Origin of the sequence: Olleya namhaensis (assembly GCF_900114005.1) — a bacterium.
Lineage (GTDB): Bacteria > Bacteroidota > Bacteroidia > Flavobacteriales > Flavobacteriaceae > Olleya > Olleya namhaensis.
Genome location: NZ_FORM01000001.1, coordinates 86750 through 104514 on the forward strand (window position 1 = coordinate 86750; position 17765 = coordinate 104514).

Sequence of the window (17765 nt, forward strand, 5' to 3'; positions counted from 1 at the left end):
TTAGTTTATGCTTTCACCAAGTTATTTGGCGAAATAGTCAAGGGATTATTATTTACTATTATGTTCAAATCTGTGTTACCTTCTAACTCGAAAGTAGTTTCTGATTGTGACACATTTACTTTTAATATTTGGTCTCTAAAATTGACTTTAAATGAATACGCATCCCATTCTTTAGGAATACGAGGTTCAAAATTTAGCATATCATTTTTAATACGCATCCCGCCATAACCTTCGACAATACTCATCCAAGTACCTGCCATACTAGTAATATGCAAGCCTTCTTCTACCTCTTTATTATAATCGTCTAAATCTAAACGAGAGGTACGTAAATAGAACGTGTATGCTTGATCCATTTGATCTAACTTAGCAGCCTGAATACTATGCACACAAGGTGACAACGAGCTTTCGTGCACTGTAAATGGTTCGTAAAAATCAAAATGACGTTTCAATTCTTCAGTAGAAAATTGGTCTTCAAAAAAGTAAAACCCTTGTAACACATCAGCCTGTTTAATGTAAGGCGAACGTAAAATCCTATCCCAACTCCACTTCTGATTTATTGGTCGGTCTACTTTTGGTAAATCCGCTACAGTAATTAATTCTTTATCTAAAAAGCCATCTTGTTGTAAATACACTTGATGCTTTTCAGAATAAGGGAAATACATATTATCTGCAACTTTTTGCCAAGCATGTAACTCCTCGTGAGTAATTTTTGTTTTGCCCGTAATACGTAAATAATCGTCGTGATGTCCTTCTTTGACTTTCTCTATATTATCTAACGCATAATCAATACACCATTTAGCTAAATAGTTAGTGTAAAAATTATTATTAATGTTGTTTTCATATTCGTTAGGACCAGTAACACCTAAAATAACGTATTGGTTTTTATCTGTTGAAAACGTAGCACGTTGTTGCCAGAATCTTGCTATTCCGATAAGGACTTCTAATCCCATTTCTGGAATATAACTGTAATCGCCAGTGTAACGATAGTAGTTAAAAATAGCGAACGCGATGGCTCCGTTTCTATGGATTTCCTCAAAGGTAATTTCCCATTCGTTATGGCACTCTTCACCATTCATGGTTACCATTGGGTATAATGCTGCTCCGTTTTTAAAACCTAACTTTTCGGCATTTTCAATCGCTTTTTCTAAGTGATTATATCTGTATTTTAATAAGTTCCGCGCGACGTTTTGATCTTTGGTAGCCATATAAAACGGAATACAATACGCTTCCGTATCCCAATAAGTACTTCCACCATATTTTTCTCCTGTAAATCCTTTTGGACCAATATTTAGACTAGAATCTTTACCTAAATAGGTTTGATTTAATTGAAAAATATTAAAACGAATCCCTTGTTGTGCTTTTACATCTCCATCAATAGTGATATCTGACATTTTCCAAATAGCATCCCAAGCTTGCTTTTGCGCTTCTAAAAGCTGTGCAAACCCTTTTTCTGAAGCTGTAAGTAAAGCTGTTTTTGCTGCTGAAACTAATTCCGTTTTATCGTGATTACGATCTACAGTATAACCTCCAAACTTAACAACACTTGCTGTTTGTCCTTTTGCAACCGAAAGACTATAAGTAAATGTAATCGCATTTTCCTGTTGGTAAACTTCAGGATTTTGCTCTTGTTTTTTGTTTTCTAAATACACTGAAGCCTGCATAAACGTACAAGTATGAAAACCTGTTTTCATGGTTTTTGCTTCAATAAAAGCCTTATCATTTTCTGTAGTCACTTTTAAAGTATCCCAAAATTGGTCATCCCAATTGGTATCTTCATTAGTAATTCCTGAATCTAAATATGGTTGAAATTTAATAGTAGCGTCTCCATTTAAAGGTGTTACTTGGTAATTAATTGCACCAACCTCATCTAAATCTAAACTTAAAAAACGTGTTGTTTTAACCTCTACTTCTAATTTATTTTGAAGCGTTGCTGTAAACGTTCTAGACAACCAACCTTCTTTCATGTTAAGCTCTCTTCTAAAATTAGTGATGGCAACACAGGTATTTAAATCTAACTGTTCTCCATTAATTACTACATTAATACCAATCCAATTTGGTGCATTTAACACTTTTGCAAAATATTCTGGATAACCATTTTTCCACCAACCCACTCTGGTTTTGTCTGGATAATAAACCCCTGCAATGTAACTTCCTTGAAAGGTTGGACCGGTGTACTGTTCTTCAAAATTAGCACGTTGTCCCATGGCGCCATTTCCGATACTAAATAAACTTTCTGAAGATTTTACGCGATCTGCATCAAAACCTTCTTCAATTATAGACCAATTGTCTGGTTGTATATAATCTTGATTCATTTTCTTATATTTTTTTGATAACATACACTTCGACTACGCTCAGTGTGACAATCAATATTTTTATCTATTTATTAATTCTTGTATAAAGCTATTTTCTATTTCAGTAAAATCCGAAAAAATATAATCAGCCTCATGTAATACATTTCTTTCTCCAATACCAATAGATATCATGTTAGCAGTATTAGCTGCTTGAACACCTGCTACTGAATCTTCAAACACGATACAATCTTCTGGTTTCATGTTTAAATGCTGTGCTGCTATTAAAAACACCTCTGGATCTGGTTTTGCTTTGCTAACATCGTTACCATCCACAATAGCATCAAACTTAGAAAGCAAGTTGACTTTTTCTAAAATTGGGCGTGCATTTTTACTAGCAGAACCTAAAGAAATTGGTTGTTTTTGAGCAATTAAATACGCTAATATTTTAGGTACATCAGGTAAGACTTCTTCATCAGTCATTTTTTCAATGAAGCTTAAATACTCTTCATTTTTTTTACCCATTAATGAGGCGAACAGTTCTTCTGAAATGGTTTTATTTCCCCATTCCAATATTTTCTCTAATGACTTTACACGGCTAACACCTTTAAGTTGTTCGTTTTGTTCGTGTGTAAAATCAATACCTATACTTTTTGCAAGGTTTTGCCACGCCAAAAAGTGGTATTTTGCAGTATCTACGATGACACCGTCTAAATCGAATATGAATCCTTTTTTATTCATCTTTTAAATTTCTTCTGCTTGGTATGTAATTGCGTTTTTGTTGGTAATTAATAAGTTGCAAAGTCCTGCAATTATTAAGCTAATTCCTGCAACAGTCATTGCATTTATAGCATCATCACCTAATAGTCCTGAGATAAAATTAATACCTCCAAGTGCTGCGATAATTTGCGGAATAACAATAAACATATTGAAGATCCCCATAAACATTCCCATTTTTTTAGGGTCTACAGAACTTGATAACATAGCGTAAGGCATGGATAAAATACTACCCCAAGCAAACCCAATTAATGCAAAGCACCATTTTAAGTTTTCAGGAGATGTGTAGTTCATCAATACAAAACCAAGACCTCCTAAGATTAGAGATGCCATGTGGACATACTTTCGGTTAATATTTTTTCTAGAGGTATAAAACACTAATAATAAAGCAAACGCCATAGAAGATAATCCATAAACCCCCATTGCAGATCCTATTGCATTTGACGATTCTTGAAAGGCAGTATTTACAACATTAAAAGCTTCGGCTTGAGCCGGAATAGTCATGTCATAAGCAGTCTCTACAGGTGCTGGTGTTTTAAACACATGCTCTGTTAGTGCCGGGTTTGCCATGCTCCACATGGTGAAAAATGCAAACCATGAGAAAAACTGGATTAAGCCTAGTTTTTTCATTGTTAGTGGCATGTTTCCAATATTATTTAGAATGTCTGGAATGAATTGGTTTTTCTTAGCCTTTTCTTTTTTGAAAGCTTCCATATCCTCTGGTGGATATTCTGTAGTTGTAATCACCGTGTAAAGGATACTTCCTAGAAACACAAAAGCACCTATTGCAAATGATAATTTTACAGACATGGGTAAAACCCCTGAGTCCGCAGAATTACTTATTCCAAAATAGGATACTATTTCCGGTAAACTACTAGCAATCCATGTTCCTATTCCAATAATTAAAGCTTGCATTACAAATCCGTAAGAGCGCTGAGACTCTGGTAATTTATCCGCAACCAAAGCCCGAAAAGGCTCCATTGAAATATTAATAGAAGCATCTAAAATCCATAAAAGGCCTGCTGCCACCCACAATACAGGAGAGTAAGGCATAAAAAATAAAGCCATAGTACTAAGTACCGCTCCAATTAAAAAATAAGGTTTTCTTCGTCCCCATCTTTCACTCCAAGTACGATCACTCATATAACCAATAATAGGCTGAACAAGCAGACCTGTTAAAGGTGCAGCAATCCAAAGCATAGGGATCTCATCAGGAGCAGCTCCTAATGTTTGAAATATTCTTGTCATTGAAGTGCCTTGTAAGGCGAAACCAAATTGAATTCCTAAAAAACCAAAACTCATGTTCCAGATTTCTAAAAAACCAAGTGTGCGTTTTTTCATAATAGTATTTTATTAGTTGATACTATTTGATAAGCGAAAAAACCTATCAAAACTATATTACCTGAGAAGTAAAAATATAAGTTTTGAATGCTGTAAAGATATAAAAGTTTTTAAATGACCAAGGTTATTTTTTTATTTTGTTGAATTTCGTTCTATCAATTCTGTTTCAATAACTACGGTTTCGTAGATGTCTTCTTCATCTTCACGCTCTAGATTATTTATCAATAATTCGGCTGCTTTTTCACCTATTTTCTGACCGTGTTGACTTACGGTAGTTAAGGCTGGCACTGCATGTTTAGACAATACACCATCTGTAAAACCAATAATTTGAAGATCGTCTGGAATATTCATTTTTAACTTTCTGGCTACCTTCATTGCTGTAATTGCATACAACTCATTTACAGCAAAAATACCATCCAATTTTTTATTGTTTCTAAACAAATTTTCGATTTCTTTTTCAAGAGAATCTAAATGATCTTCCGATAATAACTCATCATCCACCTTTAAAATCAAGCTTGCTTTTGGGTTAATTTTATGTTCTTCTAAAGCTTCTAAATACCCTTGCGTTCTTAATTTTCCGACACTAACATAATCTTTAGTGGTTATAATGGCTATATTTTTACAATCATTACTTATTAGCTTACTAACCGCCTTTTTTGCACCTAAAACATCATCTACAATTATTTTATCACACTTTATAGCGTTGACGACGCGATCAAACATCACGATAGGCATTCCTTGATTAATCGTTTCGGTAAAATGATGGTAATCTTGTTGTTGTAACGTCTCTTTTGCAATAGACAATATAAATCCGTCAATACTTCCATTGGCTAACATTTCCATGTTGATTACCTCTTTTGCAAACGATTCATTTGACAGTCCAACAATAACATTATATCCTCTTTTATTGGCTACTGCTTCAATACCGCTAATAACCTTAGAAAAGAAGTGATGTACTATTTCTGGTATGATAATACCTATGGTTTTTGTCTTTCTGTTTTTTAAGCTAAGTGCTATATTATTAGGTCTGTAGTTATAAAATTTAGCAAAAGCTTGTACTTTTTGACGGGTGTCTTCGCTAATTTCAATACTATTTCTTAACGCTTTAGAAACCGTAGAAATAGACACATCTAATTCTCTCGCAATTTGTTTAAGTGTTATTCTTTTTTTCATAAATAAGGTGGTTGTTTGGCTGTGCGTTTGAGATTTAACACATTTATGACCCTAAACTTAATAGTTTATATCAAATATTCATTAAAAAATGACGATTATTCATTATTCAATGGTCATTTTTCTCAAATACTCAAAAAGTTGTCAACACGAAAACGTTTTCGTAGCACATTCTCAAAATTGAGATAAAAAGTTAACATAAAATTTACATAGCTTTATCCTCGAGAAGTAGAAATATACATTTAAAATTTAAACTAATTTAATATTATTGTATGAAAACAATTTTTAAAAGGCTTCTATTAGCTTTACTGTTTATACCAACTGTTTTACTTGCACAAAGTACAGTTACAGGGACAGTTACTGAAAAAGCTTCAGCCTTACCCATACCTACGGTTAATGTTATTATAAAAAACACAACTAAGGGTACAGCTACGGATTTTGATGGTAATTACTCACTTGATGTTAACAATGGAGACGTTTTAGTATACTCTTACATTGGTTATGTCTCTCAAGAAATAACCTATACAGGTCAATCTAAATTAAATGTTGCTCTAGTTGAAGATGCTGCACTTTTAGATGAAATTGTAGTTATTGGTTATGGTGGTGTAAAAAAAGAAGATTTAACAGGAACAACAGATTTACTAACCAGCGAAGACTTTAACAAAGGACCAATTGTATCTGCACAATCACTTATTAGTGGTAAAGTAGCAGGTGTAAATGTAACTTCTGGAAGTGGAGCGCCTGGAGAAGGACAAAGCATTACTATACGTGGAGCAGGATCTTTATCCTTAACTACAGAACCACTTTACGTTATTGACGGAATCCCGTTAGATAACGGTGGTGTTGGAGGAACTAGAAACCCTTTAAACTTTATTAATCCAAATGATATTGAAACTTTTGTAGTCTTAAAAGATGCCTCTTCCACAGCAATCTATGGATCTAGAGCTGCCAATGGTGTTATTTTAATTACTACTAAAAAAGGAAAAAACAAAGACTTTAAATTTAACGTAAGTTCTCAAACTACGGTTTACAGTCCAATTGATAATGTTGATGTATTATCCGCAGATCAATTTAGAACCTTAATTAATGATATAGGTACGCCTGCTCAAATTGCACAATTAGGAAATGCAAATACAGACTGGCAAGACGAAATATACAAAACAGCCTTTGGACAAGACCATAACTTTAGTGCTTTAGGTAATGCTTTTGGTGTACCAATGCGTGCGTCTTTAGGATATTCTGAACATGACGGAATATTAGATGGCGACAATTTAAAACGTACAACAGGATCAATAAGTCTTACTCCAAGTTTATTAGAAGACCATTTAACCGTACAATTAAATGCTAGAGCAATGTATACTGAAAATACATTTTCTGATAGAGGAGCTATTGGAAGTGCTGTAAGTTTTGACCCTACACAATCTATTTTAGATCCTAACTCACAATACGGTGGATATTTTGCATGGTTAGATGCAGGAACAGGAAACCAAAATAACTTAGCGCCAACTAACCCATTAGCTTTATTAAACCTAAAGGATGATACTGCAGAAGTTAGACGTTTTGTTGGTAGTGCTAAATTTGATTATAAAATACATGGTTTTGAAGATTTAACTGCAACAGTTAATCTTGGTTACGACACTTCTAACAGTCATGGTCGTACAGTAACTTCAGAATTTATTCCAACATCAGACCCAACCTTTAACGGTTCTAAAACTAGTTATTCTCAAAACTCTGACAACAAAGTTTTTGATGCGTATTTAACGTATAACAAAACATTTAAAGATGTGCATAATCTAACAGTTGCGGGAGGTTACGCATACCAGTCTTTTGAATATGATAACTTTAGTAATGATAGCGAAGCTCAAGAAGATGGAAACCAATTTGAGTTTATAGATAAATCTAAAAATGTTTTATTATCTTATTTTGGAAGAGCTAATTATAATTACGATAGTAAATATTATTTAACTGCTACCGTAAGAGCCGATGCTTCTTCAAAATTAAACCCAGATGACCGTTGGGGAATTTTCCCTTCTGTTGCTGCTGCATGGAGTGTACACAAAGAAGATTTTATGCAAGATTCTTTCTTTAACGAATTAAAATTACGTGTTGGTTATGGTGAAGTAGGAAACGTAAACGGATTAGGTGACTACCAGTTTTTAACACGATATAACGGAAGTACAGATACTGCTAATTACCAATTTGGTACTGGTTTCTTTCAAACCTACAGACCTGAACCTATTAACAAGGATTTACGTTGGGAAATTGGAAAAACATTTAATGTTGGTTTAGACTATGCCTTTTTAAACAGACGTATTTCAGGATCGGTTAACGCTTATGTAAAAGAAACTAACGACCTAATTGCTTCTGCACTTGTAGATCCTTTTACAAACTTTGGAAACAGAGTAAACAAAAACATTGGTAATATGGAAAACAAAGGTTTAGAATTTAACCTTAACGTTATTCCTGTAAAAACAGACGATTTTGAATGGTCCGTTAACTACAATGTTTCTTTTAATGATAATACAATTACAAAGCTTAATGTAGACCAAGCACAGGGTGGTATTTCTACAGGAACTGGTAACACGGTTCAAATTCATCGCGAAGGAGAATCTGCTAATAGTTTTTATGTTTTTGAACAAGTATATGATGCTAATGGAACACCATTAGAAGGTGTTTTTGTAGACAGAAACGGAGATAACGTTATAAACGACGAAGACAAATACATTAAAGAAGATCCATTTGGAGATATCTTAATGGGCTTTAATACAAATGCTAGTTATAAAAACTGGGACATCTCTTTACAATCAAGAGCTAGTGTAGGAAACTATATGTATAATGATGTAGAAGCTAATAGAGGTGTATTAATAAACGCAACTAACAATAACATTTTATCTAACATTCATTCAGATTATTACAACAGTGGATTTACAGTAATTAGTGATAGAACAGCTACTAGTGACCATTTTGTGCAAGAAGCATCTTTCTTTAAAATAGACAACATCACAATTGGTTATACTTTAGATAAAGTAAAAAACACAACGTTTAGGTTTTACGGATCATTACAAAACGTTTTAACAATAACAGATTACAGTGGATTAGATCCTGAAATTAATTTAGGTATCGATAATAACTTTTATCCAAGACCTAGATCTTTTGTAATGGGTGTAAACATTGATTTTTAATAAAAAAGCAGAAAAATGAAAAAAGAACTTAAACATTTAATTGTAATCATGTTACTATCCTTAGGATTTGTATCATGTCATGACGATTTAGATCAGTCTCCGATTGATCCAGATAGTTTTACCGAAGAAGATGTGTTTGCTAATGCAACAGAAGCAAAAGGGGCTTTAGCAAAACTATATGCTAGTTTAGCATTGACAGGACAACAAGGTCCTTCTGGACAAGCAGATATTGCAGATATAGATGAAGGATTTTCTCAATACTCGCGTATGCTTTTCAACTTAAACGAATTAACTACAGATCACGCAGTTGTTGGTTGGGGAGACGCAGGTTTGCCTGATTTACACGGGCAATATTGGTCTGGAAGTAATGACTTTAGTGAAGCTATGTATTACAGATTAGCACAAGAAGTTTCTTTTTGTAATTCTTTTATAGGCAATGCAGCTGCATTAACAGATGCTGAGGTTAGTAATTTTATTGCGGAAGCTCGTTTTTTAAGAGCCTTTGCATACTATAACTTAATGGACTTATTTGGTAGTGTGCCTTTAGTTACAGAAGTAACAACAGACTTACCATCTCAAGCTTCAAGAACCGAATTATTTAATTTTGTTGAATCAGAATTATTAGCAATTCAAGGCGAATTAAAGCCTGGTCGTTCTAACGAGTATGGACGTGTAGACGAAGTTGCTGCTTGGGCTTTACTATCTAAACTATACTTAAATGCAGAAGTTTGGACAGGAAGCGCACGTTATACTGACTGCGTAACGTATTCTAATAATGTTATTAACTCTGGATATAGCATTAACATGAATGATGCTAATGGTAACGGAACTGCTTATGACGAATTATTCTTAGCAGATAACGATACTAACGGAGCACAAGACGAATTTATCTTTGCTTTAAATTTTGATGGTCTTAGATCTCAAACTTATGGTGGTACTACATTTTTAGTACATGCTGCTATTGGTGGATCTATGGATGCAACAGAATTTGGTGTAAATGGTGGTTGGGCCGGAATTAGAACAACTAAAAATCTTGTCGAAAAATTCGCTGCCAATATAGACGATTTAAATGCTGCTTTAGGAACGCAATCAGATTGGGGACTTGTTGGAGATGGTACACCAAATGGATGGGACGGACCAGATACAGAAATGTTTCAAACTGGATCTAATCAATTTGGTCTTTATGTAGATTTAACTGATGGTTTCATGAAATTTAGATTTAATGAAGATTGGGGAAATAACTACGGAGACGATGATCCACAAGATGGTGCTTTAGAAAATGGAGGTGGAAACATTCCTGTAACTGCAGGAACATATTACATTACTTTAGATCTTAATGCATTAACCTACACAATAACACCTTTTACAGCAGATAAAAGAGGAATGTTTTATAGTGATGGACAAAACTTAGAAATCGAATCTATTCCGCCTTTCGAGAATGGTTATGCGGTGACTAAATTTAAAAACGTAGATAGTGACGGATTTCAAGGTAGTGATGCTGCTGGAGACTTTGTAGATTCTGATTTACCATTAATTCGTTTAGCCGAAATTTATTTAAACTACGCCGAAGCGACTGTTAGAGGTGGTGGCGGAGATTTAGGTTTAGCAACAATGAAGATTAACGAATTAAGAGAAAGAGCTACAGGTGGTGCTTTCGCTAATATTTCAAGTGGAGATATCACGTTAGACTTTATTCTTGATGAAAGATCTAAAGAATTATACTGGGAAGGTCAAAGACGTACTGATTTAATTAGATACGATTACTTTACTACAGATGCTTATTTATGGCCATTTAAAGGTAACGAACCAGCAGGAACTTCAGTGTCAAGCTTTAGAAACCTTTTCCCATTACCAACTAGTATTATTACAGTTAATCCTAACCTTTCTCAAAACGAAGGGTACTAAAACCGTATTAAAATGAAAAAATTAATTAATAATTCCATTACCTTATTAGCACTTTTATTTGTGCTAGTAAGTTGTGATGATAATGAGTTAACAACGTTAAATAGTGATGTAAATACTGAGTTAAGTGTTTCTGAACAAACGTTAGTGTTAACTGAAGAATTAGCAGAAACAGAAGTCTTAACCTTAAATTGGACAGATCCAGATTATGGTTTTAATGCTGCTGCTAATTATAAAATTCTAATAGATTTTACTGGTGGTGATTTTAGCGCACCTCAATCTATTTCAGCTGGATCAGATTTAGTAAAAATCTTATTAGGTCAAGAGATAAACAGTAAATTGCTATCTCTAGGAATTGTTCCTAATACAGCTACTGATATTGATTTTAAAATACAAACAACACTTAGTGAAGGGACGGTATTTACTTCTAACGTAAAAACGGTTAATATTACAGCATATTCATCTTTATTAGACCTATCTACAAACTTAGGTTTAGTGGGAGATGCGACTCCTGGAGGTTGGGATGCAGGAACAGACAGACCAATTTTAGATGTACCGTTTTACACAACAAGCACACCAAATCAATACGTTGCCTATGCAACACTTAGAGATGGCGAAATGAAGTTTAGAAAAGACAACCTTTGGACAGAAAATTATGGTGACGATGGTGCTGATGGATCAGTAGAGCCTAACGGTGCTAATATCCCTGTAACTGCTGGTACTTATAAAATTACTGTAATGACGGATGATGCTGCAGTACCTTTATCTTACACATTAGAACCTTTTTCTTGGGGAATTGTTGGTGATGGTACACCAAATGGATGGGATGGACCAGACACACAATTAACTTATAATTCTTTTCAAGACAATTTTAAATTAGCGGTGACATTAACCGATGGTGAAATGAAATTTAGATTTAATAATGACTGGGGTGTAAACCTTGGTGATGATGGTCTAGATGGTATTTTAGAAGTTGGAGGAGGAAATATACCTGTAACTGCTGGACATTACATTTTAACTTTAGATTTAAATGCACAAACGTACGAGTTAGAACCAATGGATGTTTGGGGACTTGTAGGTGATGCTGCTCCTAATGGATGGGATGGACCAAACGTTAAGTTTTTACCAGATTTTGGAATCAACGAAGGGTTTTATTACATCAATGGTGTTACATTAACTGATGGTGAGATTAAAATACGTCAAAACGATGCATGGGGTCTTAACTATGGTGACGATGGTAACGATGGAACAATGGAAGTTGGAGGTGCTAACATACCTGTAACTGCTGGAATCTATAATATTGTATTTGACTTTTCTGGGGCTGATCCTATGATTAGTTTAAACCAATGGTAAAAAACATCAAGTTTTAAGTATAACAAAAAAGGTCTGCATCAATTAGTTTTCTATAATGCAGGCCTTTTATTTTAAAAAAACAACATGAAAAAACAACTACTTTTCTTGCTTCTGCTTTTTCCTCTATTTGCAGTCGCACAAGTCACAATAAGCCCTAATCCTATACTAGTAGATCAACCAGTTACTATTACTGTAGATGCAACTGCAACCACATGTAATAGTATTGTTAATCCAACAAAAATATATGCCCATTTGGGACTTGGTGATGAAACCGATGAATATGGTATAAAAGTAATCGGAAACTGGGGACAAGATGATGGCATTGGAGAAATGACCAATAATGGTGATGGCACATGGAGTATTACATTAACCCCAAATACTTATTTTAATTTAACAGCTTCTGAAGAAGTTAATGTTACTAAAATGGGACTAGTTTTTAGAAACCCAAACGGTACTCAAGAGTTAAAACTAGATAATGGCGGATGTCAAAATTTTGTATTTAATGTTGGTGCTTTTCAAGTAGACATGATTAATCCAACTTCAAACGGAATAATTGCAGTAAATAATGGCGCTAGCACTCAAATATTAGCACAAAACACTAATGGTAATGCTACTTATGTTTTAAAAGCTAACGGAGCTGTTGTAAACACAACTACAACTAACTTTTACAACTACTCATTTTCTAATATAACCGAAAATAAATATTGTCAACTTGAAGTGTCACAAGGCACTGAGACAGTTACAAAAACATTTACCATTTTAGTAAATAATGCAGCTTCTGAAGCACTACCTGCAGGCATGGTAAATGGTATTAATTATACTAGCGCAACTTCTGCAACATTAGTGTTAGAAGCCCCTTTAAAAGATTTTGTTTACGTTGCCGGAAGTTTTAATAACTGGACACCTTCAGACGCTGATGCTATGAAAAAAGATCCTGCTACTGGTAAATTTTGGCTAGCGATTAACGGATTAGTTACGCAACAAATAGAAACGTATCAATATTGGGTTGGAGCGGAAAACACAGTAACAGACTCTCCTAAACTAGTTAAAATAGCAGATCCTTTTTCTACAGTAGTACTTTCTCCATTTGACGATCCATCTATCCCAACTTCATCTTATCCTAACTTACCAGTGTATCCTGCTGGTCAAGAAAGAGAAGTTACAGTTTTACAAACAGGACAAACCACTTATAATTGGCAAGTAACTGACTTTGAAAAACCTAAAAAAGAGGACTTAGTGATTTACGAAGTTTTAATTAGAGACTTTGATAAAAATGCGGACGGAGGACGAAACTTTCAGCAATTAATAGATAGAATTGATTATTTCAAAAACCTAAATGTTAATGCCATTCAATTAATGCCAATAATGGAATTTGAAGGTAACGAAAGTTGGGGTTATAACACCTCTTTTCATATGGCTTTAGATAAATACTACGGTACAGAAGCTAAATTTAAAGAGTTTGTAGATGTTTGTCATCAAAACGGAATTGCAGTTATTTTAGACATTGCTTTAAACCATGCATTTGGACGTAATCCAATGGTACGCATGTGGATGGACGACCCTGATAATGATGGATGGGGAGAACCAAGCAGCGAAAACCCTTACTTTAATCAAGTCGCAACTCATAGTTATAGCGTTGGTTCTGACTTTGACCATTCAAGCACGTTAACTAAAAACTACACCAAGCGTGTTGTGCAACATTGGGTGGAAGAGTTTAATATAGATGGATTCCGTTGGGATTTAACTAAAGGGTTTACCCAAAACTGTAGCCCATCAGACGAGAACTGTACAAACCAATATCAAGCAGACAGAGTCGCTGTTTTAAAAGAATACGCTGATTATTCTTGGAGTTTAGACGATGATCATTATGTGATTTTCGAACATTTAGGTGGTACTCAAGAAGAAAAAGAATGGGCTGATTACAGAATAAGCGAAGACAAAGGCATCATGCTTTGGGGAAAAATGACAGATCCATACAATCAATTAACAATGGGTTACGCTTCTAATAGTAACATTAATGGAATGGGACACAATAGCCGAAACTTTGATGCGCCTAGATTAATTGGTTACCCAGAAAGCCATGACGAAGAACGTTTAATGTACAGAAACTTACAATTTGGAAATACATCTAACACTAGTCATGATGTTACAAATTTAAACACTGCAATCTCTAGAATGTCCGCTTTAGGTGCAGTAAGTTTAACTATTCCTGGCCCAAAAATGATTTGGCACTTTGGAGCGTTAGGTATGGAAAATTCAATTTACACGTGTAATAACGGAAGTGTAAACGTCCCTGGAGGATCAGATGGCGACTGTAAACTAGATACAAAACCACAACCACAATGGGATAATAATTGGTTAACAAACGCTACTAGAAGCCAAGTTTATAATGATTGGTCAAGGCTTAACGATTTAAAAGTTAACCAACCCGTTTTTGAAGGCGATTATGTTATTAACAATCCAACCAACCCTGATGTTAACACATTAACACCAAGAATATACATTTTTGATAACACCATACCCTCAGACCAATTAAATAACGTTGTTATTTTAGCTAATTTTGATGTTGTTTCGCAAAATATAACGCCAGACTTTCCGTTTACGGGGACTTGGTATGACTTAATGGATGCAACAAACAGTACTTCAATAAATGTAACTAGTACAACAGCGCCTTTAAGTATTCCTGCTGGACAATTTAAAGTGTATGGTAATGCCGTACCACAAAATTTAAGCACAGATACGTTTGATCTATCTAGTGCCTTTAAACTGTATCCTAACCCATCTAACGTTTCTTTTTCAGTAAACGTTGAAGTAAAGAAGGTACAAGTAATTGATCTTTCAGGAAAACTAATACAAACCTATAATGGGACTTTTAAAGCAGGTCATAAATTTTATATTCACGATTTAGCAAAAGGACTTTATTTAGTAAAAACCGAAACTAATAACGGTCAAATACAAACTACTAAACTGATTAAATCGTAACTATTTAATCTTTTTAATACAAAAAGCTTCAGTAATTGTGCTGAAGCTTTTTCCTTTTTTCTAATTATAGCGCATAAAAAAAGCTTCTCTAACAAGAGAAGCTTTTTTACTTTGTACAGGCGGGGAGACTCGAACTCCCACACCTCGCGGCACTAGATCCTAAGTCTAGCGTGTCTACCAATTCCACCACGCCTGCGACTTATACCCGTAATTTCGGATTGCAAATATAAACAATAGTTTGAATATTCATAACAACCTTAAAAGAAATTATTATCCTTTTTGTATTTTTACATAAATTCAATCTATTTTCATGAAAAACATAAAGTCTTACGTCCAAGAAAACAAGCAACGTTTTCTTGACGAATTAATAGAATTACTTAAGATTCCGTCAATCAGTGCGGATTCTGCTTATAAAGAACATACCATTAACACCGCAGACGTTGTGGCAAAAAGCTTAAAAGACGCTGGTTGTGATGTTGTTGAAATTTGCGAAACAGAAGGGTATCCAATTATTTACGCACATAAAATAATTGATAAGGATTTACCAACGGTTTTAGTATATGGTCATTATGACGTACAACCGCCAGATCCGTTAAATTTATGGACCTCTCCTCCTTTTGAGCCTGTTATTAAAACAACAGATTTACATCCAGAAGGTGCTATTTTTGCACGTGGTGCTTGTGACGACAAAGGACAAATGTACATGCACGTCAAAGCAATGGAATTTATGACTAAAAACAACACTTTACCTTGTAACGTCAAGTTTATGATAGAAGGCGAAGAGGAAGTTGGAAGTGTTAATCTTGGTAAGTTTGTAAAGCAAAATCAAGATAAATTATCTAACGATGTCATTTTAATTAGCGATACTGGTATGATCGCACAAGACACACCATCCATTACAACAGGATTACGTGGTTTAAGTTATGTTGAGGTAGAAGTTACAGGACCAAATCGTGATTTACACTCAGGATTATATGGTGGTGCAGTAGCAAATCCAATAAACGTTTTGACTAAAATGATCGCATCATTACACGATGACAACAATCATATTACCATTCCAGGATTTTATGATAATGTTGAAGAATTATCTTTAGACGAGCGTGCTCAAATGGCAAAAGCTCCGTTTTCTTTAGACAAATACAAAGCAGCTTTAGACATTGATGCTGTTTACGGAGAAGAAGGTTATACAACCAACGAGCGTAACAGTATAAGACCAACCTTAGACGTTAACGGTATTTGGGGCGGATATACTGGAGAAGGTGCCAAAACAGTAATAGCAAGTCAGGCATTTGCAAAAATATCGATGCGTTTAGTCCCAAACCAAGATTGGGAAAACATCACAGACTTATTCAAAAACCATTTTGAAAGCATTGCACCAAAAGGCGTTAAAGTAAAAGTAACACCTCATCATGGTGGACAAGGTTACGTAACACCAATAGATAGTGTAGGTTATCAAGCAGCAAGTAAAGCCTATCAAGAAACCTTTGGAAAAACACCAATACCACAACGTAGTGGAGGAAGTATTCCAATTGTAGCTTTATTTGAGCAAGAATTAAAAAGTAAAACCATTTTAATGGGCTTTGGTTTAGATAGCGACGCAATCCACAGTCCAAACGAACATTTTGGAGTATGGAATTACTTAAAAGGAATCGAAACTATTCCGTATTTCTATAAGTACTTTACAGAAATGTATAAATAAAATTAGGGTGTCACCACCTTTTGCTTTTAGTAGGCAAAAGGTGGTCGCGTCATCCATTATATCTTTATTTTGCCATATATGGCAGCAAAATAAAGGATGCCATTACTACCGCTTACACAACCAATCAAAGTGAAAGACCAACATTTAAAGCACGTATTAGCACTAACCTTTGCCACACTACTAATTAGTACATCCGGTAGTTTAGGTCGCTATATAAGCATGCCTGCTCCTGTAACCATTTGGTGGCGTAGTTTTTTAGCTTTGTTTCTACTATTAGGATATTGTAAATACAAAAACATTACCCTAAAAATAAACTCTAAAAGAGACTTAGGTGCTTTTGTATTAAGTGCCTTATTTATGGCTTCGCATTGGATTACTTACTTTATAGCGCTACAACTATCAAGTGTTGCTATTGGTATGCTAGCCTTATTTACATTTCCTATAATGACAGCCTTTTTAGAACCCTTATTTTCTAAAACAAAATTTGATTATATGCACCTTTTATTAGGCGCAATGGTACTTTTAGGGATTTACATCCTCTCTCCAGAATTAGACTTTCAAAATGACTCCGTAAAAGGGATTCTGTTTGGACTATTTTCTGCCTTCTGTTATGCTATGCGTATTTTAATACTTAAACAATACGTAACCTCCTACCATGGTAGCAGTCTAATGTTTTTTCAATTATTAATAATAAGCATCATTTTATTACCTGCCTTATTTTTATACGACACTTCTAATATAAGCACACAGTTTCCGTATGTTATTATTCTAGCATTAGTAACCACAGCAATTGGTCATACATTATTTATTCAAAGTTTAAACCATTTTAAAGTCAGTACAGCCAGTATTATTGGTAGCACACAACCAATATTCGGAATTATAATTGCCTTTTTCTTTTTAAACGAAATTCCTACTTGGAACACTTTTTTTGGTGGAATGCTAATCCTATCTACAGTTGTTATTGAGAGTTTACGCTCTAGGAAGCAGTAAAGAATCTACTCTTTTCATAAAAAAATAGCTTAATAAAAAGTCTTTATTTAGGCGTACCTTTTTTGTGATAACGTAGTTATT

The 17765-nt window shown here is 34.4% G+C and carries 10 protein-coding genes and 1 tRNA gene; 6 read left to right on the forward strand and 5 right to left on the reverse strand.

Features of this window, described 5'->3' with window-relative positions; translation table 11 throughout:
- Window positions 1-5 precede the first annotated feature (5 nt).
- The 4 genes from BMZ09_RS00330 to BMZ09_RS00345 form a co-directional block, all read right to left on the reverse strand.
- A complete protein-coding gene (locus BMZ09_RS00330) occupies window positions 6-2312 on the reverse strand; it encodes a glycoside hydrolase family 65 protein (protein WP_090836464.1) in 2307 nt (768 codons plus the stop codon).
- A 60-nt stretch (window positions 2313-2372) separates the two neighbouring features.
- Window positions 2373-3029, reverse strand: coding sequence for a beta-phosphoglucomutase (pgmB, locus tag BMZ09_RS00335; RefSeq protein ID WP_090836466.1), 657 nt, complete (start codon window positions 3027-3029; stop codon window positions 2373-2375).
- Window positions 3030-3032: 3 nt separating this feature from the next.
- Entirely contained in the window at window positions 3033-4406 is a 1374-nt protein-coding gene (locus tag BMZ09_RS00340) for an MFS transporter (RefSeq protein WP_090836467.1), read from the reverse strand.
- Between the two features lie 132 nt (window positions 4407-4538).
- Complete coding sequence (locus tag BMZ09_RS00345) at window positions 4539-5579, reverse strand: LacI family DNA-binding transcriptional regulator (RefSeq protein ID WP_090836469.1); 1041 nt, start codon at window positions 5577-5579, stop codon at window positions 4539-4541.
- 269 nt (window positions 5580-5848) lie between these two features.
- Here BMZ09_RS00345 and BMZ09_RS00350 point away from each other — a divergent pair, with 269 nt between their 5' ends.
- The 4 genes from BMZ09_RS00350 (at window position 5849) to BMZ09_RS00365 (ending at window position 14995) form a co-directional block, all read left to right on the forward strand.
- Window positions 5849-8758 carry a SusC/RagA family TonB-linked outer membrane protein gene (locus BMZ09_RS00350; protein WP_090836472.1) on the forward strand — a complete coding sequence of 970 codons (2910 nt, stop codon included), beginning with the start codon at window positions 5849-5851 and terminating at the stop codon, window positions 8756-8758.
- A gap of 15 nt (window positions 8759-8773) precedes the next feature.
- Window positions 8774-10663: a RagB/SusD family nutrient uptake outer membrane protein gene (locus tag BMZ09_RS00355; RefSeq protein WP_090836474.1), complete on the forward strand. Its 1890-nt coding sequence runs from the start codon at window positions 8774-8776 to the stop codon at window positions 10661-10663.
- A 12-nt stretch (window positions 10664-10675) separates the two neighbouring features.
- Complete coding sequence (locus tag BMZ09_RS00360) at window positions 10676-12013, forward strand: SusE domain-containing protein (protein WP_090836477.1); 1338 nt, start codon at window positions 10676-10678, stop codon at window positions 12011-12013.
- A gap of 84 nt (window positions 12014-12097) precedes the next feature.
- On the forward strand, window positions 12098-14995 hold the full coding sequence (locus BMZ09_RS00365) for an alpha-amylase family glycosyl hydrolase (protein ID WP_090836479.1): 2898 nt from the start codon (window positions 12098-12100) through the stop codon (window positions 14993-14995).
- 114 nt (window positions 14996-15109) lie between these two features.
- Here the strand turns inward: BMZ09_RS00365 and BMZ09_RS00370 are convergent.
- Window positions 15110-15191, reverse strand: a tRNA-Leu gene (locus BMZ09_RS00370).
- Window positions 15192-15305: 114 nt separating this feature from the next.
- Here BMZ09_RS00370 and BMZ09_RS00375 point away from each other — a divergent pair.
- Complete coding sequence (locus tag BMZ09_RS00375; protein WP_090836480.1) at window positions 15306-16694, forward strand: dipeptidase; 1389 nt, start codon at window positions 15306-15308, stop codon at window positions 16692-16694.
- 129 nt (window positions 16695-16823) lie between these two features.
- On the forward strand, window positions 16824-17684 hold the full coding sequence (locus BMZ09_RS00380; protein ID WP_245741060.1) for a DMT family transporter: 861 nt from the start codon (window positions 16824-16826) through the stop codon (window positions 17682-17684).
- The last annotated feature ends 81 nt before the right edge of the window (window positions 17685-17765 follow it).

Coding starts and splice junctions, on each gene's coding strand:
- BMZ09_RS00330 (WP_090836464.1), bottom strand. CDS start 2,312: ATGAATCAAGATTATATACAACCAGACAATTGGTCTATAATTGAAGAA.
- pgmB (WP_090836466.1), bottom strand. CDS start 3,029: ATGAATAAAAAAGGATTCATATTCGATTTAGACGGTGTCATCGTAGAT.
- BMZ09_RS00340 (WP_090836467.1), bottom strand. CDS start 4,406: ATGAAAAAACGCACACTTGGTTTTTTAGAAATCTGGAACATGAGTTTT.
- BMZ09_RS00345 (WP_090836469.1), bottom strand. CDS start 5,579: ATGAAAAAAAGAATAACACTTAAACAAATTGCGAGAGAATTAGATGTG.
- BMZ09_RS00350 (WP_090836472.1), top strand. CDS start 5,849: ATGAAAACAATTTTTAAAAGGCTTCTATTAGCTTTACTGTTTATACCA.
- BMZ09_RS00355 (WP_090836474.1), top strand. CDS start 8,774: ATGAAAAAAGAACTTAAACATTTAATTGTAATCATGTTACTATCCTTA.
- BMZ09_RS00360 (WP_090836477.1), top strand. CDS start 10,676: ATGAAAAAATTAATTAATAATTCCATTACCTTATTAGCACTTTTATTT.
- BMZ09_RS00365 (WP_090836479.1), top strand. CDS start 12,098: ATGAAAAAACAACTACTTTTCTTGCTTCTGCTTTTTCCTCTATTTGCA.
- BMZ09_RS00375 (WP_090836480.1), top strand. CDS start 15,306: ATGAAAAACATAAAGTCTTACGTCCAAGAAAACAAGCAACGTTTTCTT.